Raw genomic sequence first — 25,214 nt, 5'->3', positions numbered from 1 at the left:
GCGGCGAGGACGAATTCTGGCAGGATTCATTGCCAGACATGGGGCGGTATGCCAGGATCGCGCCGTGACCGCAGCACGCCCGTACGGCGGGGTGAAGGCCGGCGAGCGCCGCGCGCAGCGCCGGGCCGCGCTGCTCGGCGCGGCCTTCGAGATCATCGGCGCGCAGGGGCTGGACAAGCTGACCGTCGGGCGGCTGTGCGCCGAGGCCGGGCTCAACGAGCGGTACTACTACGAGCACTTCGACGGCCGCGACGCCGTGCTGTCGGCGCTCCTCGACGCCCTCACCGAGGAGCTGACCACCGCGATCACGGAGGCGCTCGCCGAGAACCGGGGAGCGGACGCGCGCACCGTCGCGCACGCCGCCATCGCGGCGGGCGTCGGCGTCCTGGCCGACGACCCGCGCAAGGGCAGGGCCGCCCAGATCATCGCCGCCGCGACCCCGCGGACCCGGGCGCGCACCGCGGAGGCCGTCTCGTCCTTCGCCGATCTCGTCGCGTCGTCGGCCGCCGGTCACGCCGGTCACGCCGGACGCGCCGGTCACGCCGCCTCGGCGCCGGCGGCGCCGCTGCGGTTCCGGGCCGGCTACCTCGTCGGCGGGCTCGTGATGGTCCTCGGCGGCTGGCTGCAGGGCCAGCTCCCGATGACGCGCGAGCAGCTGATCGACCACACCACCGACATCTTCGTCCTCGTCACGTCCGCTCGCCCGGCAGGAGGGCCCGCATGACGGACCTCGTGAGCCGGACCGACCGGAACGGCTGGACCCTGCTGACGCTGAACCGGCCCGACAAGCTCAACGCGCTGACCGTGGAGATGTTCGGGGAGCTGCGCTGGCACGTCATCGACCTGCGCGCCGACGACGCCGTCCGGTGCGTGGTGCTGCGAGGGGCCGGCAGGTGCTTCTCGGCCGGGCATGACCTGTCCGCCATCGCCGACGGCGAGGACCCGCCGTCGCCCGGCTGGCACAGCGAGACCCTTCGGATGCTGGAGCGACTGCCCAAGCCCGTGATCGCCGCCGTCCACGGCCACTGCTACACGGGCGCGCTGGAAGTGGCGCTGGCCGCCGATTTCATCCTCGCCGCCGACAACGCCCGCTTCGGCGACACGCACGCCAAGTGGGCCCTGACGCCGGTGTGGGGGATGAGCCAGCGGCTGCCGCGCCGCGTCGGCGCCGCGACCGCGAAGCGGCTGATGTTCACCGCCCGGATGATCGACGCGGACGAGGCCGTCCGCATCGGCCTGGCCGAGTACGCGGTGCCGTACGAGCGCTTCGACGCCGAGATCGAGGCGCTCGCCGAGGAGATCACGGCGAACTCCCCGTTCTCCCACGCCGCCGCCAAGCGGCTGCTCGAGGCCACGGACGGCGGCCCCCTCGACGCCGGGCTGCAATGGGAAGTGATGGAGAGCGAAGGGCACGGCCCCGACATGCACGAGCGGATCGCCGCCTTCACCGGGCGGCCTCGATCGGAGTGACGCGCTGATGAACCTGGAAGCCGGACCCGAGCTGGAGGCCTTCCGCCGGGAGGTCGCCGCGTTCCTCGACACGGCGCCGACGGACGCGATCCGCGAGGCGGGCCGCAAGACGACGAGCGTCTTCGCGCCCTTCGACGAGGCCATGGCCTGGCACAGGATCCTCTACAAGAAGGGCTGGGCCGCGCCCGACTGGCCGGTGGAGCACGGCGGCACCGGCTGGACGGCCGAACAGCGGTTCGTCTTCGCCGAGGAGTACTGCCGGCGGGACCTGCCGCCGCTGCTGCCGAACTCCCTCAAGATGATCGGCCCGCTGCTCATCGACCTCGGCACCGAGGAGCAGAAGCGCAGGCACCTGCCCGGCATCCTGTCCGGCGAGGACTACTGGACGCAGGGCTACTCCGAACCGGGCGCCGGGTCGGACCTGGCCTCGCTGAACTGCACGGCCGTGCCCGACGGCGACGACTACGTGATCAACGGCAGCAAGATCTGGACGACCCTCGCCCACCGCGCGAACCGCATGTTCATGCTGGTGCGGACCAGCAGCTCCGGCAAGAAGCAGCACGGCATCACGTTCCTGCTGCTCGACCGCGTCGACTACCCGGGCATGGAGATCCGGCCGATCGTCGGTCTCGACGGCTTCCCGGAGCAGTGCGAGGTGTTCTTCGACGACGTCCGCGTCCCGCAGTCGGGTCGCGTCGGAGCGGAGAACGAGGGCTGGGCGGTCGCCAAGCACCTGCTGCGGTACGAGCGCGGCGGGTCGATGCAGTCCCCGTGGCTCCACCGCTACGTCCGGATGATCCGCGAGGCGGCCGCGGCACGGACCTCGCCGTTCGGCGGCCCGCTCGCCGACGACCCGGTGTTCCAGCGGGACCTCGGCGAGTTGGAGGCGGAGGTGGCGTCCGTGGAGCACCTGGACAAGCTCGCGATCAGCGGGCACCCGATCCGCGACGACCCGGCCTTCCCCTCGCTCAACAAGACCATCGGCTCCGAGCTGACCCAGCGGCTGACGTCGCTGATGGCACGGGTGAGCGGCCTCGAAGGGCTCGCGCTCCAGCTCGGGGCACTGGAGGTCGGCGGCGGCGCCGATCCGCTCGGCGACGGCTTCGACCTCGTCGCCATGCCCTACTACCTCAACAGCCGGGCCACCTCGATCTACGCGGGCACCAACGAGGTCCAGCGCGACCTGATCGCGCGCTCGCTCACGAACCGCTGACCGCAGGAGGGCGACGATGGACTTCGGTTTCACCGACGAGCAGGCGATGCTGCGCGAGAGCGTCGCCCGCTACCTGGCGAAGAACCACGGCTTCGAGGCACGCCAGGCGACCGTGCGGTCCGGCCGGCCGTTCTCGGCCGACGCCTGGCGGGCGTTCGCCGGCCTCGGGCTGCTGACCCTGCCGTTCCCGGAGGCGCTCGGCGGCCTCGGCGGCTCGGTCGTCGACCTCGTCGCGGTCGGCGAGCCGTTCGGCGAGCACCTCGTGGTCGAGCCCTATGTGCCGTCGGTGCTGCTGGCCGGGCGCGCACTGGCCGAGGCCGGCGAGCACCCGACGGCGAGGCGCTGGCTCGACCGGATCATGGCCGGGGACGCGCTGGCCGCCTTCGCCCACGAGGAGGACGGCGGCACCGCCGAACCGTCGCGGGTGGCGGCCCGGTGCGCCGAGTCCGGCGGCGGGTACCGCCTCGACGGCGAGAAGCGGCTGGTGCTGGGCGGCGCGGACGCCGACGTGCTCGTCGTCACCGCGCGCGTCGCCGGCGAGCCCGGGCAGCGCGCGGGCCTGGCGCTGCTCGCCGTCGAACCCGGAACGCCGGGCGTCCGGCTCGCCCCCTTCACCACCGTGGACGGCAGGAGCGCCGCCCATATCGCCTTCGACTCCGTCGAGATCGCCGCGGAGAACGTCCTGACGACCGACGCCCACCGGGCGATCGCGACGACCGTCGACGGCGCCGTCATCGCCCTGGCCGCCGAGGCGGTCGGCGCCATGGACGCCCTGCTCCGCCAGACCGCCGGCTACGCCGCGACGCGCGAGCAGTTCGGCGTCCCGATCGCGCGCTTCCAGGCCGTCGGCCACCGGCTCGCGGACATGAAGATCGCCTGCACCAAGGCCCGCGCGACCCTGCTGTACACGGCCGCGCTCGCCGAGGCGGGCCGCGCCGCCCCGCGCGATCTCGCCATCCTCAAGGCGCAGGTCGGCCGGCTCGGCCGCGGCGTCGGCGAGGCCGCCGTGCAGACCCACGGAGGCATCGGCATGACCGACGAGCTGCCGATCGGCCACTACCTGAAGCGGCTCCTCGCCATCGACGCCATGTTCGGCCAGAGCGACCACCACTACCGGGTCGTGGGCGCGGGAGCCGGCACGCCCACAGCGTGACGGCCGCCGCCGGCCGAGCGCGCCGGGGCAGAACCGTACGCCTGTTTTCGGCGTCCTACGGCGTATGCGGCGGATCTTGGTCGGGGCGGCGGTCGCCTGCCTCGCGCTCCTCTTCCTCGCTCCTGCGGTCGCGGCGGCGCCCGCGCCCGAGCACATCAGGTCGTACGCGGTCGAGCTGACGGTGGGCGGGGACGGTGCCCTCCACGTGCACGAGACGATCGTCTACGACTTCGGGGACGCCCGCCGGCACGGCATCGAGCGGCGCATCCCGTCCGGCCGCACCACGATCGGGCACCTGGCCGCCGGGAGCCCCGACGCGCCGGCCGGACGGTCCGTCACCCGCTCCAAGGGCGCCGTGGACGTGCGGATCGGCGACCCGGCGACGCTGGTGACGGGCGTGCACACCTACACGCTCGACTACACCGCGACGCACGCCGTCCGGTCGGACGTCCTGGACTGGAACGCGGTGGGCACGGAATGGAAGGTCCCGATCGACGTCGCGACCGTCCGTCTCAAGGCGCCTGCCGCCTACCGGTCCCTGGCCTGCTACGCCGGCCCTCGCGGCTCGACGGCGCCGTGCGCCGGCGCGTGGAACACCGGCCAGGGCAACGCCGTCTTCGCGCAGCGGCTGGCGGCGGGGCAGGGCGTCACCGTCCGCGCGACGCTTCCGCAGGGCGCGGTGCGGGAGCCCGCGGGCGAGGACGGCTGGCAGGTCGGCGCGCTCGGCTGGCTCGCGGTCGCGGCGGCGCTGCTCGCCGTCGCGTCCGAGGTGGTGGTCTTCCTGCGCCCGCTCCACTGGGCGGGCCTGGACCCGGCCGCGCCGGTCCCCGCGGTGGCGCCGGCGGAACTGACCGTCCTGGGCACCGGCTGGGCCGGCGAGCGCGACCTCGGCGCGGCCATCGCCGTGGACCTCGCCGTCCGCGGGCACCTGCGGATCACCCGCCCGGCGGGCAAGGGGCCGCGGCTCCGGCTGACGGGCCGCCGCGACACCGCTGACCTCCGCCCTTACGAGAAGGCGTTCGTGGACGAGGTGTTCGGTGACCGCGACGGAGCCGACCCCGAGGACGTCGACGGTCTCGGGCTCGCGCGGCGCCTGCGTCCCCTGGTCGTGGAGGCCGTCGATGCGCACGGCTGGAGGCGGCCCCTGTCGGCGGGCGTGCCCCTGCTGCGGTTCGCGTCGGCGCTGCTGGGCGCGGCGGGGTTCCTGTGCCTGGTGTACGGCCCGGCCGCCGAGGGCGTGGTGACGGACGTGACGGCCTTGGGTGCGGCGATGCTCGCGGTCGCCCCGGTCGTCTGGCTGCGCTCGCGGCGCATCGACCCCTTCACCCGCCACGCCCAGCGGCTCAGGGACCAGGCGGATCGCTACATCGGGGGCCTCGTGACCAAGAAGGTGCCGGCCGCCGAGGACCTCCCGTACTCCGTGGCGAAGGGATACCAGGGAATCCTGCGCAGATACGTCGCGAGCCACGGCGCCCCGCCCGAGTGGTACGCCGACGACGGCCCGGACGAGGGGCTCGCGGACCGCTTCAGCGAGGTCGCGACGATGTTCGTCGACGCGTCCGCGCGGAAGGCGAAGCGCGCTTCGGGGACGCGGCCCCGGACGACCTCCACCGTTCGGCGGTCCACGTCCCGGTGGGGCGGCTCGGACCACGGCGGCTTCGGCGGCTTCGGCGGCGACGGGGGAGGGGTCGGCGGCGGTGACGGCGGCGGGGGAGGCGGCTCCTGGTGAACCGCCCCCTTTTTTTTCGGATCAGCGATCCGAAAAAGGGGTAGGGTGGCGGGATGGGACGGCGGAAGACGCGCACCGAGGCGCTGCGCGGCGAGCTGCTGGCGGTCGCGGGCGGGCTGCTGGAGACGGGCGGCACCGGAGCGGTGACCACCCGGGCGGTCGCCGCCGGCGCCGGAACGTCCCTGGCCGCGGTGAACGAGCTGTTCGGCGGGAAGGCCGGGCTGGTCCGCGCGCTGTTCGCCGAGGGCTTCGCGCGGCTGGCCGCGGACCTGCGCGCCCTGGAGCCCACCGGCGATCCCGAGGCGGACGTGCTCGCCCTGGCGCTCGCCGTGCGGTCCTTCGCCCGCCGCGCCCCCCACCTGCACGAGGTGATGTTCTCCCGGCCGTTCGCCGAGTTCCGTCCGGACGCGTCCGACGCCCGGGCCGCCGAGGACATCTACGCGATCGTCGTCGGCCGGGTCGCGGCCGTCCTCGGGCCCGGCCGCGCCCCGGGCACGGCCAAGGACGCCGCCATCGGCCTGTTCGCGACGGTGCAGGGCCTCCTCGCGCTGGACGCCTCCGGGCTGCTGGCCGGCGCCCCCGAGACGGCCGACCGGCGTTTCCGCTCGACGGTCACCGCGGCGCTGCGCGGCCTGGCCGCGACCGCGTCAGAGATCCCCCGTCCCGCCGCCGAGGAGGCACCGTGACCGACGGACGCCCGGGCTTCGTCCCCTACGAGCGGCCGAGCCCGCTGCTCACCGCCATCGGCGGGTTCCTGCGCCACCGCGACGACCCGCTGCGCGCGGGCTTCCTGGTCGAGGCGCCCAAGACCAACGCCCGCGGGCTGCTGCACGGCGGGGTGATCGCCGCCGTCGGCGACGTGGTGATCGGGCACGCCCTGGCCGTCCGGCGGGATCCGCCGGCGCCGCTCATCACCGTCAACCTGTCCTGCGACCTGGTCGGCGCCGCCGAGGACGGCGCGTGGGTCGACATCGCTGTCGTCCCGACCCGGTCCGGACGGCGCCTCGCCGCCGGGACGGCGACGTTCACGGCGGAGGGCCGTGTCATCGCCAACGTCAGCGCCCTGTTCATGCCGGCGCGGCCGGCCGCGCCCGCCGGCTGACGTCGGCAGTTGACGGCTGCCGGGGATCAGGCGGGGCGTGGGGCGCTGCCGTAGACCACGCCGACGACGAACGGGTACGACGCGCTCGCGGCATCGACGTTCACCGTCAGCACCGCCGGTTCCTGCGCGAGGTACTCCGCGGGCAGCGGGCGGAACATCGCGTCGCACGCCCACGGCCGGTACAGCCTGCCGACGGTCGCGCCGTAGTGCGGATGCATGAAGTCGAGGCCGCCGGACGGCATGGGCTCCAGCGCGAGCCCCTCCGGCAACGTGATCACGTACCGGAACGGGGCCGGGGCGCCCGGGCCGTGGACGACCGTGAGCCACGCGGCGCCGTCGGCGGTCGTGAACACGACGACGTCGGTGTCGGCCGCGGCACCGGTGAACACGCGCATGGTGGGACGCGGCATCCGGGCACCTATGGCGGGCGCCGGCACATCCATTCCGATATGGATCGGCTGCCCGCTTTTCGACGGCACCCACGCCCCCTCGCGGGGAGACGCCCCGAGAACGACGTCCGGATTACCCGCCTCCCGTGGCTGCCCGCCACGTCCTTCGATCATCAGCGCCGCGATCTGCTCCGCGGAAAGATCGGCGTGCTCACCGCCGTGTTCACGACCCAGCATTTTCCCCCGCCACGTGAATTCGTGGGCATCGTGCCTGCTCACAAGCGCCGGGCAAGGCCCGGCTCTCGCGGCAACGCGACTGTAACCCAGAATCCGCGGCATTCCATGCCGGATTCCGGCTGTTCGGTATTTCTACCGATCGGGCCCGGGCGAGCCGGAAGTCCCGCCGTACTCGGTAGGCCGACCTACGGTTTGCGGGCGATGCCGCCGTACCAATTGACCTGGTTCGCCGGCGGGCGGGGAGCGTCGCCGTCGGGCCGCCATTCCGACACCAGGGTCACGCCCGGGTCGAGCAGTTCCAGGCCGTCGAAGGCGAGGGCGGTGAACGCGTCCCGGGTGCGGGCCTGCGCGGGGACGCCGCCGTTGCGGTAGGCCTGCTCCAGGCCGTGCACCCCGTCCGGGTCGTGTTCGGGGGTGACGTGCGAGGCGACGAGGAAGCTGCCGGACGGCAGCGCCTCCATCAGGTGCCGGACGATCCGGCCGGGGTCCTGCTCGTCCACGATGAAGTGCAGGATCGCCACCAGCATCAGCGCGACCGGCCGGTCGCGGTCCAGGGTGCCGCGGACGGCGGGATCGTCCAGGATCGCCGCCGGTTCGCGCAGGTCGGCGTGGACGTAGGCGGTCTTCCCCTCCGGGGTGCCGATGAGCAGCGACCGGGCGTGCGCCAGCACGATGGGGTCGTTGTCGACGTACACGACGCGGCAGGACGGGTCCTCCGCCTGGGCGATCTCGTGGACGTTGCCGGCGCTGGGCAGGCCCGCGCCGATGTCGAGGAACTGGGTGATCCCGTGGTCGCGGACCAGGTGCCGGACGGCCCGGCCCAGGAACGAGCGGTTCTCCCGGACGGCGATCCGCACCGCCTGCCAGCTGCGCGCGGCGATCTCCGCGGTGTCCCGGTCGACCTGGTAGTGGTCCTTGCCGCCCAGGTAGTAGTCGTACATCCGGGCCGAGTGCGCGACGGTGGTGTCGATCCGCACCGGTTCGCCGACCGGACGGGACACCGCGCTCGGCACCTCCCACGCTTTCCGGACACGCTCCGACACTCCGCCTCCCCCTCGCATCGCCGTGGAAATGATCATATGCGCAGAACGTGCGCGAGGGGACGTCTCCGGCCGGACCGCCAAAGTATTTCGTTACCTAAACTAATTGGTTATCCTCTCCGGCGTGCCCGCCGCAGAGCGCCGGGAGCGCATCCTCACCGTCCCGTTCGTGCTGCTCATGGCCGCCAACGGGCTGCTGCGCACCGGCACCCAGATGCTCATCGCGCTGATCCCGCTGTACGTGCTCGACCACGGGGCCTCGCCCGCGGTCGCGGGTCTGACCACGACCTTCTACATGATGGCCGCGGTCGTGCTGCGGCCGCTGTCGGGCGGCCTGGTCGACGACCGCGGGCGGTACGCGGTCATGGTGGTGGGGTCCGTGCTGTACTGCGCGGCGTCCGGCCTGTACGTCCTGGCGCTGCCGATCTGGGCGCTGCTGGCCGCGCGGGTGGCGCAGGGCGCCGGGTTCTCGCTCAACGGCACCGCCGTGATGACGCTGGCCACCGACCTCATTCCGGAACGCCGGATGTCCGAGGGCATCGGCTACCTCGGCGTGGAGCAGACCGTGGCGCAGCTTCTGGGGCCATGGCTGGCCCTGGAACTGCGCGGCTCCTGCGGGTACCGGTGGGCGTTCGCCGCCGCGTTCGCCTGCGGCCTCGTCAACGTGCTGCTGCGCATCCCGCTGCGCTCGGCCGCCGTCGGCGCGGACGCGCGGCGAAAGGCGGTCCAACGCGGCGATGGCCGGGTGACGCCGTCCGCCCGGCCGCTGTGGACCCGCATCGTCGACCGGGACGCCTGGCGGCCCGCGTCGGTGATGTTCCTGCTGATGTTCGGCACCGCCGGCATCAACACCTTCATGGCCGCCTACGCGCTCGGACGTGGCATCGGCGACTCGGGCCTGTTCTTCGTCGCCAGCGGCCTCATGCTCGCCGTCTCGCGGCTGACGGCCGGACGCCTGGAGCGGCGATGGGGGACCGTCTGGGTCCTCGCGCCGGGCATCGCGCTGCTCGTCCTCGGCCAGGCCGGCGTCTGGTGGTGCCCGAACCCGCAGGTGCTGATGCTCGCCGGCGCGGCGTACGGGCTGGGGATGGGGGCCGCCCAGCCGACGCTGAACTCCCTGGCCGTGCTGGCGGCCGGCAGGGAGCGGCGCGGGCGGGCCACCTCGACGTTCTTCATGGCGATGGACCTGTCCCAGGCGGTCGGCGCGCCGGCCCTGGGCGCCGTCGCCGGGGCGGCCGGGACCGGCTCGGTCTTCCTCGTCGCCGCCGCCCTCACCGGGACGTCGCTCGCGGCGTACCTCGCGTTCAGGGCCCGAGGCCGCCTGGCGTAGCGCGGCCCGCGCTTCGCGCCTCATTGTCTAACAATCCTCTGTGTCCAACCTGAGGGTTTCCTGACCATCTCGCCTTCTTCCTGGCGAATCCTTGCCGCGGGATGTCCGGCGTGTTACGTTCCTCGGCATCGCTTGTCGGACAATCCGGCCGGGGTCAGGGAGGGAACGATGTCGAGCCATCCACCAGCGGAGGCCCTCCGCTTCGAGAACGTGACGCTGCGGTTCCCCGGGACGCACCGGCCGGCGATCGAGGACGTCTCGCTGCGGGTCGGGCGTGGCAGGTTCGTCGCCGTGATCGGGCCGTCCGGCTGCGGCAAGAGCACGATCCTCAACCTGGCCGCGGGGCTGCTCGCCCCGACCGAGGGCGAGGTCCACTTCGCCGGCGAGCCCGTCAGCGGCGTGAACTCCGCAGCGGCCTACGTCACCCAGCAGGCCAACCTGCTCCCGTGGCTGAGCGTGCGGGCCAACATCGGGCTCGCGCTGAAGTTCCGCAAGGTGCCCAAGGACGAGCGCGACGAGCGCATCGACCACTGGGTGAGGCTGGTCGGGCTGACCGGCTTCGAGGACCACTACCCGCGCGAGCTGTCCGGCGGCATGCAGAAGCGCGTCTCCATCGCCCGGGCGCTCATCTACGACCCGTCCATCGTGCTGATGGACGAGCCGTTCGGCCCGCTGGACGCCATCACCCGGCTGAAGCTCCAGCAGGACCTGCTCAACCTCTGGGAGGAGCAGAACGGGACGCTCGTCTTCGTCACCCACGACCTCAACGAGGCGCTCTACCTCGCCGACGAGGTCGTCGTCATGTCCAGCGGCCCCGGCACGGTCCGGCGGGTCCTGGAGGTGCCGTTCGAGCGGCCCCGCACCATCGGCTCCCTCGTGGAGTCGCCCGAGTTCGCGGAGCTCTACAACGACCTGTGGGGCCTGTTCAAGTCCGAGCTGCAGATGTCCGGCGCCACCGCGTAGAGACAGAGGTTCAACGTTGATATCGATCACCGAGACGATCGCCGTCCCGAGCCCGCGGAAACGGGTGTGGGAGGTCATCTCCAGTCCCGCGGACGTCGTGTCCTGCATCGCGGGCGCCGAGCTCGGCGAGGAGCACGAGGACGGGTCCTTCGACGGGACGCTCGTCGTCAAGTTCGGCGCCGTCCGGGTCAGGTTCGGCGCCCGGGTGCACCTGGAGCTGGACGAGGACGCGTTCGAGGGACGGCTCACCGCCCGCGGCAAGGACGGCCAGGCGGCGACCCGTTTCACCGCCGAGGCGGGCTTCCGCGTCGTCGAGGACGGGACCGGCTCGAAGGTCGCCATGGACGGCGAGATCACGCTGACCGGAAAGCTCACCTCGCTGATCGAGGCGGGCGCGGGGGTCGTGGTCTCCCGCATGACCAAGGACTTCTCGGTGCGGCTGGTGGAGCTGTGCGCCGGGCCCGCCGAGCCGGAGACCCCGGCGGCGGCAGCGGCGCCGGCCGCGGTGGCGCCGGCGCGGCCCGCCACGTTCGCCGCCCGGATCCGCGCCTGGTGGTCGGCGCTCTGGAGCGGGCGTTCCGCACGAACCGGTCAAGGAGGTACGGCGTGACCAGGCTCAACGGGGTCATCCGGGCACTGGAGGCGGGGCAGCACGCGTTCGCGTCGTTCGCGCCGCCGGACCCGGCCGCGGCCCTGGAGTTCGGCACCGCGAAGTACGACGGGCTGATCTTCGAGATGGAGCACAAGCCCTGGGACGTCGTCGGCCTCAAGGACAGCCTCCAGTACCTGCTGAACCGCAGGCAGATCGCGGCCGCGGGCGACATCGCGCCGGCGGTGACCCCGCTGGTGCGGATCCCGACCAACGGCGCCGAGAAGGGCCAGTGGCACGCCAAGCAGGCCCTCGACCTGGGCGCCTACGGCATCGTCTGGCCGCACATCACGACGGTGGAGGAGGCGTACAACGCCGTCGCCGCGTGCCGCTACCCGCGGCTGCCGGACGCCGAGCGCTACGAGCCCGCGGGCGTGCGCGGCGACAGCCCGGCGGCCGCCGCCCGCTACTGGGGCCTGACGAACGACGAGTACTACGCCCGCAGCGGCGTGTGGCCGCTGGACCCGGACGGCGAGATCCTCGTCGCCCTCATGATCGAGGACCAGCTCGGCATCCGGAACCTCCCGGACATCCTCGACCAGGTCCCCGGCATCGGGCTGGTGATCGTCGGCGAGGGCGACATGAGCCAGGAGCTCGGCATCCCGCGCCAGTACGAGCACCCGAGGCTCCTCGAATGCAAGCGCCGCATCCTCGAGATCTGCGGCGAGCGCGGCGTCGCCGTCGGCCACCCGCACGTGACGGCCGGGAACGTCGAGCAGGTCGTCAAGGACGGCTACCGCTTCCTGATGACCATGCCCGTGCGCTCGTACCCGGGGCTCGACCGGGGCCGCGAGCTGACCGGCCGCGCCTGAGGAGGACTGTGATGATCATCGACTGCCACGGCCACTTCACCACCGCGCCGAAGGCCCTCGGCGCGTGGCGGGAACGGCAGATCAAGGCGTTCGGCGAGGGCGTCCGGGTGAGCCCGGACGAGCTGGAGATCAGCGACGACGAGATCCGCACGGCCATCGAGAACGGCCAGCTCAAGCTGCAGACCGAGCGCGGCACCGACCTGACGGTCTTCTCGCCGGGCGCGGGCAAGATGGCGCACCACTACGGCGACGAGCGCACCAGCCTCGACTGGTCCCGGGTCGCCAACGACCTGGTCGCCCGCGTCTGCGGGCTGTTCCCCGACCGGTTCGTCGGCGCCTGCCAGCTCCCGCAGTCGCCCGGCGACGCGCTGGAGACCTCGATCCGCAACTCGGTCGAGGAGCTGGAGCGCTGCGTCGAGGACCTCGGCTTCGTCGGCTGCCTGCTCAACCCCGACCCGTCGGACGGCTATTACCAGGCGCCGCCGCTGACCGACAAGGTCTACTACCCGCTCTACGAGAAGATGGTCGAGCTGGACGTCCCCGCGATGATCCACGTGGCGATGTCGCGGAACGACGCCCTGCAGGGCACCTGCGCGCACTACCTCGCCGGCGACACCGCCGCGTTCATGCAGCTCTGCACGTCCGACCTCTTCAAGGACTTCCCCGGGCTGCGCTTCGTGATCCCGCACGGCGGCGGCGCGGTGCCCTACCACTGGGGCCGCTACCGGGGCTTCATGCAGGACAAGGGACTGCCGCCGCTGGAGGACGCGGTGCTCGGCAACGTCTTCTTCGACACCTGCGTCTACCACCGCCGCGGCCTGGAACTGCTGCTGGACGTGATCCCGGCGGAGAACGTGCTGTTCGCCTCGGAGATGATCGGCGCCGTCCGCGGCGTCGACCCCGAGACCGGCCGCAACTTCGACGACGTCAAGTTCCTGCTCGACGGCATCGACCTGACCGGCGAGGACCGCGCCGCGGTGTACGGCGGCAACGCCCTGCGCGTCTTCGGCCGGCTGAAGTCCAGGGGGGTTACCAAGTGAAGGCCTACGAGGCCATGGCCGAGGCGTTCGTCAAGGAAGGCACGACCGACGTCTTCGGCATGATGGGCGACGCCAACATGCACTGGATGGACGCGCTCGCCCAGCGCGGCGTGCGCCTGTACGAGGTGCGGCACGAGGGCTCCGGCCTCGGCATGGCCGACGGCTGGGCGCGCGCGGCGGGACGGCCGGGCGTCGTCACCACCACCAGCGGCCCCGGCGTCTCCCAGCTCGCCACGTCCATGCTGTGCGCGAGCCGGGCCGGCACGCCGCTGGTCGCGTTCTGCGGCGAGACGAGTTGGGGCGACGAGGGCGCCGTGCAGTACCTCGACCAGCGCCGGTTCGCCGCCGCGATCGAGTGCGGGTTCGTGCACCTGTCGAAGGCCGACCAGGCCGAGGAGGCCGTGCAGCGCGCCTTCTACCTGGCCCGCACCGAGAACCGGCCGGTGATGCTGAGCGCCCCGTTCGACGTGCAGACGCAGGAGTTCGAGCCGGGCGACTACGTCCCGTCGCACGAGCTGCTCCCGGGGTCCCGGACGCTGCCCGATCCGGCCCGCATCGAGGCGGCCCGCGAACTGATCGAGGGCAGCAAGCGCGTCGTCATCATCGCCGGACGCGGCGCCCGCCGCGCCGGGGCCGGCGAGGAGATCCTCGAACTCCAGGCCAAGACCGGCGCCTTGCTGGCCACCACGCTCCAGGCCAAGAACTGGCTGTGCGACCGCACCGAGTTCCATGTCGGGCTGTCCGGGTTGTTCGGCAGCAAGCCCGCGCAGGAGCTGCTCCAGGAGGCCGACTGCGTGATCGCGGTCGGCGCGAGCCTGAACCACTACACGACCGAGCACGGCTACCTCTACCCCGACGCCCGCTACGTGCAGATCGACTCGGCGCCGAACGTGGTGATGGGCAACGGCCGGGTCGCCGACTGCTACGTCCAGGCCGACGCGGTCACCGCGCTCACCGAACTGAACCAGGTGCTCGGCGCGACCCGCATCGAGGGCTTCCACACCGCCGAGACGCGGGGCCGGCTGACCGGCTGGCTCGAAGCCCCGATCGACTACGTGAACGAGCCCGGGCGGATCGACCCGCGCGAGGCCATCAAGGTGCTCGACGCGGCGATGCCCCGCGAGTTCGACCTGGTGCTCGGCAGCGGTCACCAGACCGACTTCGGCACGATGCTGTTCCAGCGATCCCGGCAGGTGACGTCCAACTACGGCATGTTCGGCGCGATCGGCCAGGCTCCGCTGCTGACCATCGGCCAGATCGTCGCGACCGGACGGCCCGCCTTCGTGGTCGAGGGCGACGCGAGCTTCCTGATGCACCTGCCGGAGTTCGAGACAGCCTGCCGTTACGGCCTGCCACTGCTGGTCGTCGTCATGAACGACGAGGGACTCGGCGCCGAGTACCACAAGCTCGGCGCCAAGGGCCTGACCCAGGACCTGGCGATCATCCCGAACCCCGAGCTGGGCGGGGTCGCGCGGGCTCTCGGCGGCGGCGGCGCCACCGTCCGGAGCGCGGCCGAACTGGAGGCCGCCGTCGCCGAGTACGTCGCCGACCCTCGCCCGTTCGTGATCGACGTCCGCATCACGCGCGAGGTGCTGAGCGTCCCCTACCGGCGGCTCTGGTACGGGGAGGACGTCTGATGAAGATCGTCCTTGGCGACTACCCCCACACCCGCGCCGTCAAAGAGCTGCCGGGCCATGAGTTCATCGAGGTCAAGCCGCTGTACGGCGCGTTCGCGAGGATGGTCCGGAACCTGGAGTTCGACGTCTGCGAGATGGCGCTCGCGACCTACCTCCAGGCCCGGGACCATGGCGTGCCGGTCACGCTGCTGCCCGTCGTCATGATCGGCGGCACCCACCACCGGTCGCTGACCCGCCTCCCGGACGCCCCGAAACTCACCCCCGGTGACCTGCGGGGACGCCGCGTCGGCGTCCGCTCCTACAGCCAGACCACCGGCCTGTGGGTGCGCGGCCTGCTCCGCGAGGAGTACGGCGTGGAGGCCGCCGACGTCACCTGGGTCACCACCGAGGAACCGCACGTCGCGCAGTACACCGAACCACCGTTCGTCGAGCGGTCGGACGCGGCGAAGGTCGCGGACCTGCTGAAGTCCGGCGACGTGGCGGCGGCCGTGCTCGGCCCGCGCGCCGTCGGAGGCCAGGGCGAGGGCCTGGTCCCGCTGGTCGACGACGCCGAAGCGGCCGGACGCGCGTGGGTGGAACGCCACGGCACCGTCCCGGTCAACCACGTCGTCGTCGTGCGGAACGCCGCGCTGGACGAGAACCCCGAGCAGGTCGACGCGCTGTACGCGGCGCTCAAGGAGGCGACCGCGGGCGCGGAGCCGCCGGTGGCGGCCGGCTGGAGCGAGCCGCTCGCGAAGGCCCTGGAGATCGGCGGCCGGTACGCCCTCGAACAGGACCTCGTCCGCACGAAGGTCGACGTCGCCGGGATCGAGAGGGGAGCGGCCCGATGGTCGCGATGAGGCACCGCACCGGCGCCTACACGCGCGAGCCGGACGAGTGGACCCCGGAGCTGCTGGAGAAGGTGGCGTGGCGCCGCGAGGCCGCCGCCGAGCCGTTCCGCGGCGTCGCGACGTCCGGCGGGATCCAGCGGGGCCTGTTCCCGCTGCGCGAGACCGGCCTCGACGTGAGGCCGCAGCGCAAGGCCGCCGAGGACTACCTCGCCCTGCTCACGCCCAAGGAGCTGGCCGAAGGCCGGTTCCCGATGGACGACGTGACGTGGCGGCACTGGGCGAACGGCGCCCGCTACTTCCTGCGCCACGGGCTGTGCATGGAGGACCTGGACGAGCCCAAGCGCCGCGCGATCATGACGATCCTGCGCCGCAGCCTCAGCCCGTACGGCTACCAGCAGGTCGTCGACCTCATGCACCTGAACCTCACGGTCGGCGAGCTGCGCGGCGAGGAGCACCTGCTCAACGAGTGGATGTACTGGTTCAGCGTCTACGGCGAGCCGGAGGACGGCGGCCCGTGGGGCTGGCAGATCGACGGCCACCACGTGAACGTCAACTGCGCCTACGTCGGCGACCAGATGGTGCTGACCCCGACGTTCCTCGGTGCCGAACCGGTGATCGCCAAGGGCGGGAAGTACGCGGGGACCTCCGCGTTCCGCCGTGAGGAGGCCATCGGCCGCGCGCTGTTCACCGGCCTCACCGACGCGCAGCAGGGCCGCGCGGTCATCGCGGAGGAGCTGCCGCGCGGCCTGTACGCCGGGGCGTTCCGCGACAACTGGGAGATGGACTACGCGGGCCTGCCGTTCAGCGAGCTGACGGCCGAGCAGCGCGAGACCGCCGTCGACCTCCTGGACCTCTACGTCGGACGGGCCGGCGAGGGCCACGCCGAGCTGCGGATGGCCGAGGTCCTGGGGCAGGAGACCTTCTTCGCCTGGGCCGGCGACCCCGCCGACGTCTTCTACTACCGGCTGCACAGCCCCGTGCTCCTCGTCGAGTTCGAGCACCAGTGGGGCGTGATGTTCGACAACGACGAGCCGATGCGGCACCACATCCACACCATCGTGCGCACCCCGAACGGCAACGACTACGGCGCCGACCTGCTGCGGCAGCACAACGAACGCTTCCACCGGCGCTGAGCGCTCCCACCGGCACTGAAGGGCATCGAATGAAACTGGTCATCGGACGGGACGACCTGGCGCGAGCCGCGGTCGAGGCCACGGGCGCGGAACGGCTCGCCGTGAAGCCGGTCCACAGGGCGTCCAGGAGCTTCGTGAACGACCAGGCCGTGGACCTCGCCGAGCTGGCGATCGTGACGCTGCTCCAGGCCGTCGCGCACGGCCGGCCGGTCGTGCTCCTCCCGGTCACCGCGCTGGGCCGGTTCCAGCACCAGACGCTCGTGACGATGGGCGATCTGACGGTCGGCGACATCGAGGGCCGCAGCGCCGGCGTCCGGTCGTGGAGCCAGACGACCGGCGTGTGGATGCGCGGCTTCCTGACCGAGCAGTACGGCGTCGACCTGCGCAAGGTCGCCTGGACGACCTACGAGGGCGCCCACGTCGACGGCGCCGAAGACCCGGGATTCGTGACGCGGGCGCCCGAGGGCGCGAAGCTCCAGGCCGACTTCCTGGAAGGACGCCTCGACTTCGGGATCATGGGCAACGAGCTTCCCGACGACGACCGGATCCGCACCGCGATCCCCGGCGCGCGCGAGGTCGCCGCCGAATGGTCGCGGGCCAACGGCTTCGCCCCCGTCAACCACGTCCTCGGCGTGACCGAGCAGGCGGCGCGGGAGCACTCCGGGGCGGTGTGCGCGGCGTACGACGCGATGCGCGAGGTCGTCGAGTCCCTGCCGCGCGGCACCGAGCCGGTCGACCTGAACCCCGTCGGTTTCGCCGCGCTGCGCGGCGCGGTCTCGCGGGCGGCGGCGTACGCGCTGGAGCAGGGGGTGCTGCCGCGGCCCGTCGAGTTCGACGAGCTGGTCGACGCGTCCTGCGACGCCCTCGGCGTGTCCGCGTCCCGGCTCGGCGGCTGAACTTTCGACTTCCTAGGAGTATTGCGAATGGACGAGCTGACGGTCGCCTTCGGCGACTATCCCCACGCGACCGGCCTCGACGTGCCGGGCTACCGGGTCGAGCCGGTCGAGGTCCGCCCGATCATCGGCGCCTACCGGCGGATGATCCGGGACCTGGAGTTCGACGTGTGCGAGCTGGCGCCCGTGTCGTACCTCATGGCGGTGCAGGCCGGCGTGCCGCTCACCGCCGTCCCGGTGTTCCTGAACCGGCGCTTCCACCACGGCGACGTGCAGTGCGCCGCGGACAGCGGCATCCGCGTCCCGCGCGACCTGGAGGGACGCCGCGTCGGCGTCCGCGCGTACACGGTCAGCACCGGCGTCTGGGTGCGCGGCATCCTCGCCGAGGAGTACGGCGTGAACGTCGGAGCGATCACCTGGGTCGTCGACGACGAGGACCACGTCGAGGGCCGCGCCCCCGCCAACGTGGAGCGGGTCACCAACGGGCGTTCGCTCGGCGAGTTGCTGCGGGCCGGAGAGATCGACGCCGCGTTCTCCGGCAACGCCGGCACCGGCCGCGCGGGCGCCCCCCGCGCGGGCTGGACCGCCACCGCCGAACCCGAGAGCGGGCCCGACGGCCCGTACCCGCTCTTCCCCGACGCCGAGGTCCTCGGCGTGGACCACTACGTCCGCACCGGGATCTACCCGCTGCACTCGGTCGTAGCGCTGCGCACCGAACTCGTCGAGCGGGACCCGGAGCTGCCCACCAGGCTCTACGCCGCGCTCGCCGACGCCAAGCAGCGCCAGGTCGCCGCCGACCCCGGCTGGACGGCGCAGAAGCGCTTCGCCAAGCAGGCCGCCCAGATCAACGGCGACCCGGCGCCCTACGGCATCGCCCGCAACGAGCCGACCCTGTCCGCGCTCGTCCGCTACTCCCGCGAACAGGGCCTGCTCGACGCCGACTTCCCCGCCGACCCGAAGGCGCTCTTCGCCGCCGGCGACTACCCCGACGCCTGACCCCAGAGGAGACCACCGTGGACGTCGTCGACGCGCACTGCCACATCATCTCCGCCGACCTGGACGCCTACCCCAGGGCGCCGCTCGGCGGCAAGCAGTCCGGCTGGGCCGCGACCCGGCCGGTGACGGCCGAGGGCATGATCGCCCGCATGGACGAGACCGGCATCGCCCAGTCCGTCCTCGTGCAGGCCACCACGAACTACGGCTACGACAACTCCTACGTGCTGGACAGCGCGCGCAAGGAGCCGGGACGGTTCGTCGCGGTCGGCACCTTCGACCCGCTGCGGCCCGACGCCGCCGCGGCGCTGGAGGAGGCCGTCGGCGACGGCGGCCTCGCCGGGGTGCGGCTGTTCACGACCGGCAGCACGATGCAGACGCAGGGCGAGTGGTTCGCCGCCCCCGAGTCGTACGCGTTCTGGAAGCAGGCGCAGGCGCTGGACGTGCCCGTCTGCCTCCAGATGCGGCTCGGCCCGGCGACCGCGCAGGCGGAGGAGGTCCTCGACCGCTTCCCCGGCGTCCGGGTGCTGCTCGACCACATCGGCTACCCCGACATCGCCGCGTCCCCGGCCAAGGCGGGGGAGGAGGTCGCCGCGCTGGCGCGGCACGAGCGCCTCCACCTGAAGCTGACGCACCGCAACCTCGAGCGGCTGCGGGACGCGGGGGAGCGGGCCGCCGACTTCCTCGAACCGGTCGTCGCCGCGTTCGGCGCGGGCCGGATCGCGTGGGGGTCGAACCTCCCCGCCGCCGAGCAGCCGCTGCCGGAGCTCCTGAGGCTCGCCGAGGACGTCCTCGCGCCGCTGCCGGAGCACGATCGCGCAGAGATCTTCGCCGGCACGGCGCGCCGCCTGTACCCGGCGCTCGGTGACGCCGCTCAATGACGGGCGGTATCGGACCGGCGGCGGCCGGCAGGCGGAGAGCGAACAGGTGATCATGATGGACTCCAGTGAGTACGACGACGTGGCCGAGCCGGGCCGCAGCTCGCAGACCCGGCAGGACCAGGCCTACGAGGGCCTGCGGTCGCTGCTGCTGTCCGGCAGCATCGAGCCGGACACGCGGCTGACCGAGGCCGACCTGACCCGGATGTTCAACGTCTCGCGCAGCACCATGCGGGCGGTGCTGGTCAGGCTCGTGCAGGAGGGCTTCGTCACCAGCGAGGTCAACCGCGGCGTGCGCACCCGCAGTTTCACCGTCGAGGAGGCCCTCGACATCCTCGAGGCGCGCGAGACGCTGGAGTCCGCGCTCGCCGGCAAGGCCGCCGAGCGGGCCACCGACGAGGAGATCGACGCGCTGCGCCGCATCCTCGACGAGATGGTGGACTGCAAGGCGCGCGGCGACCAGGCGGCGTACTCGCAGTGCAACCGCCGCTTCCACCAGCAGGTGAAGGAGGCCGCCCACCAGCAAACGCTGGCCCGGGCCTACGACACCCTGCTCTACCCGCTCGTCATGCGGCAGTACCGCAACCTGTCCGCGCGGCATCCGCGCGGCGGGTCGCTGGAGGAGCACCAGGCGATCCTCATGGCGATCGTCACCCGGAACCCGGACGCGGCCGTCGCCGCGATGCGGCACCACGTGGCGTCCGCCCGCCGGGCCCTGCTGCTCCAGGCCCGCGAATCCACGTCCGCAGACAACACCGATCAGGGAACGACGTGATGCGACATCCGGTGGCGACCGAGTCCGGGCTCGTGGAGGGGATCCCGAGCCGGGACCGGTCGGTGACCGTCTTCCGCGGGGTCCCCTACGCCGCCCCGCCGGTCGGCGACCTGCGCTGGCGGCCGCCGCGCCCGCCCGAGCCGTGGGACGGGGTCCGCGTGGCGGGCGCCTTCGGCCCGGTCTGCCCGCAGCCGCCGAGCAGCGAGCTGGCCGGCCTCGACCTGCCGATGAGCGAGGACTGCCTCACCCTCAACGTGTGGACCGGCGCCGCGTCCCCCGGCGAGCGGCGGCCCGTGCTCGTCTGGATCCACGGCGGCGGCTTCCGGCTCGGCACCGGCGCCGACCCCCGCCACGACGGCGTGAACCTCGCCCGCAAGGGCCTGGTCGTCGTCACCTTCAACTACCGGCTCGGCGCGTTCGGCTTCCTCGCGACCCCCGAGCTCAGCGCGGAGTCGGAGCACGGCGCGTCCGGCAACTACGGGCTGCTCGACTGCGTCGCCGTCCTGCACTGGGTGCGGCGCAACATCGCCGCGTTCGGCGGCGACCCGGAGCGGGTCACGATCGCCGGGCAGTCGGCCGGCGCCGGCACGGTCAACTTCCTGGCGATGTCCCCCCTCGCCCGGGGCCTGTTCCAGCGCGCGATCGCGCAGAGCCACGCCCGCTACTCCCGCGACCCCGAGCTGCGCTACCTCTCGACGTCCTACCGGCTGCTGCACGACGCCGAGGAGGCGGGCACCGCCTTCGCCAAGGAGCGCGGCAGCGGGACGCTCGCCAAGCTGCGCGAGCTGCCATGGCAGAAGCTGATGGGCGGGACGGCCGTCGACACGGCCGTGCACACCGGCGGCTCCGGCAAGCCGCCGCTGTTCCGCCCGGTCGTGGACGGCCGGGTGCTCCCCGCCGGCTACGACGAGACGTACGCCAAGGGCCTGCAGAACGACGTCCACTACCTCGCCGGCAACAACCTCGACGAGACCGGCGCCATCCCCGACGACATGTTCGAGGCGTACCGCTCGGAGAGCCCGCGCGGCCGGCGTCCCGGGATGCCGGCGGTGCACGTGACGCTGGACGGCTTCGTCGCGGCGGCGCGCGAGAAGTTCGGCCCCCTCGCCGAGGAGTTCCTCGCGCTCTACCCGGCCGCGACGGACCGGGAGGCGGCGCGGGCCGGCAGCGCGGCGATCCGCGACAACGCCCGGATCTCCACCTTCCTGTGGGCGGCGGACTGGTCGCGGCGCACGACCCGGCCCGTCCGCACCTACTTCTGGACGCACCGGTCCGCCGCGCAGGGCCGCAACTTCCGCCGCGCCTCCCACGGCTCCGAGATCGACTTCGTCTTCGGCAACCTCGCCCCCGAGGACGCCGAATGGACCGCGGAGGACCGCGAGATCGCGGACACCATGTCGTCCTACTGGGCGAACTTCGTCGCCTCGGGCGACCCGAACGGCCCCGGACTCCCGCACTGGCCGGAGTACGCGCCGGAGGCGGAGGCGGTGATGGAGGTCGGCGGCGGGTTCGGGCCGATCCCGGTCGCCGACCCGGCCCGGCTCGCGTTCTGGACGCGGTTCTTCCGGACCCAGGAGCCCTGGTGACGCCGCGCCGCCGGCCCGCCGCCCGCGCGGCGGCCGGAGCCCACCGGACCGACTCGACGACGACTGCCCGCAGTGACGCTGCCGGACACGGATAAGGAGGAGCGGATCATGGTAACCGCGACCAGGAGTGCGGAACGCGCGACCGAGGCGGCGGCCGAGCCCCGGCGGCACGGCGAGCGGTGGCGGGGCACGGCCACCGTCGTGCTGCTGCGGGTCGCCGTGATCGTCCTCGCCGGCGTGCTGTGGCAGGTGCTGAGCGGGCCGGTGCTGCCGGAGTACGCGGTCAGCAAGCCGACGGACGTCGTCGACGCCCTCTGGACGTACCTGCAGTCCGCGCAGGGCTGGACCGACATCAAGACGACGTCGATCGAGATCCTCGCGGGCTTCGGCATCGGGGTGGCGCTGGGCACGGCGGCGGGCCTGCTGCTCGGCTCCTTCCGCCTCGCCGGGCAGGTCCTGGAGCCGCTGATCGCCGCGATCAACGGCATTCCCAAGATCGCGCTCGCGCCGCTGTTCCTGCTGTTCTTCGGCATCGGCATCTGGTCCAAGATCGCCATCGCGGTCACCGGCGTGGCGTTCGTGGTCTTCTACAACATCTACCTCGGCCTGCGGCTGCGGCAGCGCGAGCTCGTGGAGATCGTCCAGGTGATGGGCGGGCGCAGGCACCACGTGCTCGGCTACGTCACGGTCCCGACGCTGGCGGCGCCGTTCTTCGCGGCGCTGAAGACCGGCGGGCCGCTCGCCATCCTCGGCGTCATCGGCGCCGAGTTCATCGCGTCCGCGGAAGGGGTCGGCCACGAGCTGTTCGTGGCCGCCAGCAACCTGGACGCGCCCAACGAGTTCGCCGGCCTCATCGTCCTCGTGGTCATGACGCTCATCCTCAACGGGATCCTGAGCCGGCTGGACGCGTACGCCCTGAAGAAGCTCGGCCTCGCCGGACGCCGCCGCGCGCGCAAGGGCTGAGCCCGACCCCCTGAACGAGGCCGTCACCCGGGCGGCCCGTCCGCACCCACCCCACCATCGCCTTTTCGCGGCCTTCGGGCCGCGGCTGGGAGCCGTCATGCCCGATTCACCTCCGTCCCGCCGGACCGTCCTCGGCGCGGTGGCCGCGACCGCCGCGGCGCCCCTGCTCGCCGGCGTCCCGGCCGCCCGCGCCTCCGCGCGCCGCGACGGCCTGCTGTTCGTCAGCCCCTGGAAGGGCACCCAGATCCATGGCGCCCGGTTCGACGCGGGCAGCGGCGCCCTGACCTCGCTCGGCCCGGTCGGCGACGCCCCGTCCAACTGGACGGCGCGGCACCCGGCGAAGCCGCTGCTGTACGTCGGCAGCAGCGAGGACGGCGGCATCGTCCACACCTACGCGGTCGACCCGGCGACCGGCGCCCTGACCCGCACCGGCACGTCCGTCCATACCGATGAGGGCGGCACGGCCGGCGGCGGCATCTCCTACCTCGGCGTGGACCGGCCGTCGCGCACGCTGCTGGTCGCCAACTTCGAGGCCGGCCTCGCCGCCTCGCTGCCGCTGCCCAAGGGCCTGCCGGGACAGCCGGTCTCGGTGGTCAGGGACACCGGCAGCGGGCCGAACCCCCGGCAGAACGGACCCCACGTCCACCACGTGACGATCGACCCGACCGGCCGCCGCGCCCTGGTCGCCGACTTCGGCGCCGACCGGGTCTTCGTCCACCGCTTCGACCGCTCGACGGGCGCCATCACGCCGGGCACCGGGTCGTACGCGTCCGCCCCGGGGTCCGGCCCGCGCCGCATCCTGTTCCACCCCCGTGGCCGGACGGCGTACGTCCTGAACGAACTGTCCGGCGACCTGGAGACCCTCGATTGGCGTGACGGCACCCTGACGCCGCGGCAGCGCCTGGCGCTCGACTCCGACGCCTTCACCGGCACCAAGAGCGGCGCCGAGCTCGCCCTCAGCGCCGACGGCCGCTTCGTGTACGCCTCCAGCCGGGGCGAGAACGTCCTGGTCGTGTTCGCCGCCGACGCGAGGACCGGCCTGCTGACGCTCGTCCAGCGCGTCCCCAGCGGCGGGCTCAAACCCTGGAGCCTCGCCCTGCACCCCGGCGGCGACTGGCTGCTCGCCGCCAACCAGGCGAGCAACACCGTCACGGTCTTCGCCGTGGACCGGCGGAAGGGCACCCTCACCGCCGCCGGCGCACCGGTCGCCTTCCCCGCGCCCGCGTGCCTCACCTTCTTCGACCGATGACCCGACCCCGCACAGGCCCGACGTCACTACTCCACCCCGAACCTGGTGACAGGAGATCCCCATGACACACCGCATCACCGTTACCGGCCGCGCCGGCGGCACGCCCGGCACCGGCCGCCGCGTGCGGGTCCTCGCGCCGGCGGCCGCCCTGGTGCTCGGCTCGGCGCTGCTGACCGCGTGCGGCTCCTCCGGCTCCGGCGGGTCGGCCACGGTCACGGTCGGCAGCAACGGCAACATCTTCGACATGCCGCTGAAGCTGGCGGACTCCGCCGGCTACTTCCGCAAGCAGGGCCTGAAGGTCAAGTTCGTCACGACGACCGCGTCCACCGGGACCTCGGCGCTCCAGTCCGGCTCCGTCCAGTTCCTCAACAACAGCCCCACCGGCTTCACCTCCGCGCTGGCCAAGAAGGTCCCGGAGGTCGCGATCGCCGTGTCCGGCCTGGGGAACCCGCTCGGGCTCGTCGTCAGCAAGAAGTTCGCCGCCGCGCACAAGCTGGCCGCCGAGACCCCGGCGGCGCAGGTGGCGCAGGCCCTGGCCGGCTCCAAGGGCGGCGTCAGCTCCGCCAACACCAAGGCCGAGGCCGGCCTGTTCCTCAAGGCGAACGGCGTCGACCCCGGCAAGGTGAAGTGGGTGACGCTGCCGAGCGCGTCCGCCGACAAGGCCGCGCTCAGCAGCGGCCAGATCGACTGGTTCATCACCTCCGAGCCGATCCCGCTCCAGGTCCAGAACCAGGGCGACGGCATCGTGGTGGTCGACCCGAAGAAGGCCCCGATGTGGGCCGCCGCGCAGGCGGGCTACGGCGAGGTCGTCGTGGCGACCAAGTCGTACCTGTCGGGGCACGCCGCCGCCGCGAAGAAGTTCGTCGCGGCCGTCCAGGAGGCGAACAACTACCTGGCCACGCACCAGGGCGACCCCATGGTGATGGACGTGGCGAGGAAGGTGCAGCAGGGCGTCCCGGACGAGGTGCTGAAGAGCAGCGTCGCGCTGGTCGAGTGGCCGGCGAGCGGCTCGATGGACGCGGCCGGCTGGACCAAGACGCTCGCCTTCGTCAACTCCCTCGGGGCGCTTCCCGACGGGGCGAAGGTCACCTCGGAGAACTGGACCAACAAGTACCTGCCGGCCGGTGGCCAGTCATGACGTCGTCCAACC

General features: G+C 72.9%; 25 protein-coding genes. 23 read left to right on the top strand and 2 right to left on the bottom strand.

The features are described from left to right. Window positions 1-64: 64 nt before the first annotated feature. From AB0C78_RS21180 to AB0C78_RS21150, 7 genes are all read left to right on the top strand, one after another. Complete coding sequence (locus AB0C78_RS21180) at window positions 65-724, top strand: TetR/AcrR family transcriptional regulator (protein WP_360750401.1); 660 nt, start codon at window positions 65-67, stop codon at window positions 722-724. Then, the gene (locus tag AB0C78_RS21175) at window positions 721-1,470 is read left to right on the top strand and encodes an enoyl-CoA hydratase/isomerase family protein (protein WP_360750399.1); all 750 of its coding nucleotides are present in this window, start codon (window positions 721-723) and stop codon (window positions 1,468-1,470) included. The genes AB0C78_RS21180 and AB0C78_RS21175 overlap by 4 nt, the downstream gene beginning before the upstream one ends. A 7-nt stretch (window positions 1,471-1,477) precedes the next feature. Further along, on the top strand, window positions 1,478-2,683 hold the full coding sequence (locus AB0C78_RS21170; RefSeq protein ID WP_360750397.1) for an acyl-CoA dehydrogenase family protein: 1,206 nt from the start codon (window positions 1,478-1,480) through the stop codon (window positions 2,681-2,683). A gap of 16 nt (window positions 2,684-2,699) precedes the next feature. Further along, a complete protein-coding gene (locus tag AB0C78_RS21165) occupies window positions 2,700-3,836 on the top strand; it encodes an acyl-CoA dehydrogenase family protein (protein WP_360750395.1) in 1,137 nt (378 codons plus the stop codon). A 64-nt stretch (window positions 3,837-3,900) separates the two neighbouring features. Next, complete coding sequence (locus tag AB0C78_RS21160) at window positions 3,901-5,565, top strand: DUF2207 domain-containing protein (protein ID WP_360750393.1); 1,665 nt, start codon at window positions 3,901-3,903, stop codon at window positions 5,563-5,565. Between the two features lie 53 nt (window positions 5,566-5,618). Beyond that, the gene (locus AB0C78_RS21155) at window positions 5,619-6,251 is read left to right on the top strand and encodes a TetR-like C-terminal domain-containing protein (RefSeq protein WP_360750391.1); all 633 of its coding nucleotides are present in this window, start codon (window positions 5,619-5,621) and stop codon (window positions 6,249-6,251) included. Next, window positions 6,248-6,667 carry a PaaI family thioesterase gene (locus tag AB0C78_RS21150; protein ID WP_360750389.1) on the top strand — a complete coding sequence of 140 codons (420 nt, stop codon included), beginning with the start codon at window positions 6,248-6,250 and terminating at the stop codon, window positions 6,665-6,667. Before AB0C78_RS21155 ends, AB0C78_RS21150 begins: the two co-directional genes overlap by 4 nt. Before the next feature lie 26 nt (window positions 6,668-6,693). On the opposite strand, the gene AB0C78_RS21145 is transcribed toward AB0C78_RS21150, so the two are convergent. Further along, window positions 6,694-7,077, bottom strand: a complete 384-nt coding sequence (locus AB0C78_RS21145) for a hypothetical protein (protein ID WP_360750387.1) — start codon at window positions 7,075-7,077, stop codon at window positions 6,694-6,696. A 401-nt stretch (window positions 7,078-7,478) separates the two neighbouring features. Beyond that, window positions 7,479-8,336: an SAM-dependent methyltransferase gene (locus AB0C78_RS21140; protein WP_360750385.1), complete on the bottom strand. Its 858-nt coding sequence runs from the start codon at window positions 8,334-8,336 to the stop codon at window positions 7,479-7,481. Window positions 8,337-8,457: 121 nt separating this feature from the next. Between AB0C78_RS21140 and AB0C78_RS21135 the strand changes: the two genes are divergently transcribed. The 16 genes from AB0C78_RS21135 (at window position 8,458) to AB0C78_RS21060 (ending at window position 25,202) form a co-directional block, all read left to right on the top strand. After that, a complete protein-coding gene (locus AB0C78_RS21135) occupies window positions 8,458-9,663 on the top strand; it encodes an MFS transporter (RefSeq protein ID WP_360750383.1) in 1,206 nt (401 codons plus the stop codon). Between the two features lie 168 nt (window positions 9,664-9,831). After that, complete coding sequence (locus AB0C78_RS21130; RefSeq protein ID WP_360750381.1) at window positions 9,832-10,626, top strand: ABC transporter ATP-binding protein; 795 nt, start codon at window positions 9,832-9,834, stop codon at window positions 10,624-10,626. A gap of 16 nt (window positions 10,627-10,642) precedes the next feature. Further along, complete coding sequence (locus AB0C78_RS21125) at window positions 10,643-11,236, top strand: SRPBCC domain-containing protein (protein ID WP_360750379.1); 594 nt, start codon at window positions 10,643-10,645, stop codon at window positions 11,234-11,236. Further along, window positions 11,233-12,087: an aldolase/citrate lyase family protein gene (locus tag AB0C78_RS21120; RefSeq protein WP_360750377.1), complete on the top strand. Its 855-nt coding sequence runs from the start codon at window positions 11,233-11,235 to the stop codon at window positions 12,085-12,087. The genes AB0C78_RS21125 and AB0C78_RS21120 overlap by 4 nt, the downstream gene beginning before the upstream one ends. An 11-nt stretch (window positions 12,088-12,098) precedes the next feature. Beyond that, window positions 12,099-13,127 (top strand): amidohydrolase family protein, encoded by a 1,029-nt coding sequence (locus AB0C78_RS21115; protein WP_360750375.1) that lies wholly within the window; start codon window positions 12,099-12,101, stop codon window positions 13,125-13,127. Beyond that, window positions 13,124-14,764 carry a thiamine pyrophosphate-binding protein gene (locus AB0C78_RS21110; protein ID WP_360750373.1) on the top strand — a complete coding sequence of 547 codons (1,641 nt, stop codon included), beginning with the start codon at window positions 13,124-13,126 and terminating at the stop codon, window positions 14,762-14,764. The genes AB0C78_RS21115 and AB0C78_RS21110 overlap by 4 nt, the downstream gene beginning before the upstream one ends. Further along, window positions 14,764-15,603 (top strand): hypothetical protein, encoded by an 840-nt coding sequence (locus tag AB0C78_RS21105; RefSeq protein WP_360750371.1) that lies wholly within the window; start codon window positions 14,764-14,766, stop codon window positions 15,601-15,603. The genes AB0C78_RS21110 and AB0C78_RS21105 overlap by 1 nt, the downstream gene beginning before the upstream one ends. Further along, window positions 15,591-16,727 carry a DUF3500 domain-containing protein gene (locus tag AB0C78_RS21100; RefSeq protein ID WP_360750369.1) on the top strand — a complete coding sequence of 379 codons (1,137 nt, stop codon included), beginning with the start codon at window positions 15,591-15,593 and terminating at the stop codon, window positions 16,725-16,727. The genes AB0C78_RS21105 and AB0C78_RS21100 overlap by 13 nt, the downstream gene beginning before the upstream one ends. Window positions 16,728-16,756: 29 nt before the next feature. Continuing rightward, complete coding sequence (locus tag AB0C78_RS21095; protein WP_360750367.1) at window positions 16,757-17,623, top strand: hypothetical protein; 867 nt, start codon at window positions 16,757-16,759, stop codon at window positions 17,621-17,623. 27 nt (window positions 17,624-17,650) lie between these two features. Beyond that, window positions 17,651-18,616 carry a hypothetical protein gene (locus AB0C78_RS21090; RefSeq protein WP_360750365.1) on the top strand — a complete coding sequence of 322 codons (966 nt, stop codon included), beginning with the start codon at window positions 17,651-17,653 and terminating at the stop codon, window positions 18,614-18,616. A 17-nt stretch (window positions 18,617-18,633) separates the two neighbouring features. Then, on the top strand, window positions 18,634-19,494 hold the full coding sequence (locus AB0C78_RS21085; RefSeq protein WP_360750363.1) for an amidohydrolase family protein: 861 nt from the start codon (window positions 18,634-18,636) through the stop codon (window positions 19,492-19,494). Between the two features lie 52 nt (window positions 19,495-19,546). Beyond that, window positions 19,547-20,266, top strand: a complete 720-nt coding sequence (locus AB0C78_RS21080; RefSeq protein ID WP_360750361.1) for a GntR family transcriptional regulator — start codon at window positions 19,547-19,549, stop codon at window positions 20,264-20,266. Continuing rightward, window positions 20,266-21,852: a carboxylesterase family protein gene (locus tag AB0C78_RS21075; protein ID WP_360750359.1), complete on the top strand. Its 1,587-nt coding sequence runs from the start codon at window positions 20,266-20,268 to the stop codon at window positions 21,850-21,852. The genes AB0C78_RS21080 and AB0C78_RS21075 overlap by 1 nt, the downstream gene beginning before the upstream one ends. 108 nt (window positions 21,853-21,960) lie before the next feature. Continuing rightward, a complete protein-coding gene (locus AB0C78_RS21070; RefSeq protein ID WP_360750357.1) occupies window positions 21,961-22,815 on the top strand; it encodes an ABC transporter permease in 855 nt (284 codons plus the stop codon). 97 nt (window positions 22,816-22,912) lie between these two features. Beyond that, window positions 22,913-24,064, top strand: a complete 1,152-nt coding sequence (locus tag AB0C78_RS21065) for a lactonase family protein (protein ID WP_360750355.1) — start codon at window positions 22,913-22,915, stop codon at window positions 24,062-24,064. Window positions 24,065-24,125: 61 nt separating this feature from the next. After that, on the top strand, window positions 24,126-25,202 hold the full coding sequence (locus AB0C78_RS21060; RefSeq protein WP_360750353.1) for an ABC transporter substrate-binding protein: 1,077 nt from the start codon (window positions 24,126-24,128) through the stop codon (window positions 25,200-25,202). Window positions 25,203-25,214 lie beyond the last annotated feature (12 nt).

The organism is Actinomadura sp. NPDC048394 (assembly GCF_040651755.1).
Classification (GTDB): Bacteria; Actinomycetota; Actinomycetes; order Streptosporangiales; family Streptosporangiaceae; genus Spirillospora; species Spirillospora montaniterrae.
Note: the sequence above shows the minus strand (reverse complement) of the source record. Positions and strands in the feature narration are given on the sequence as shown.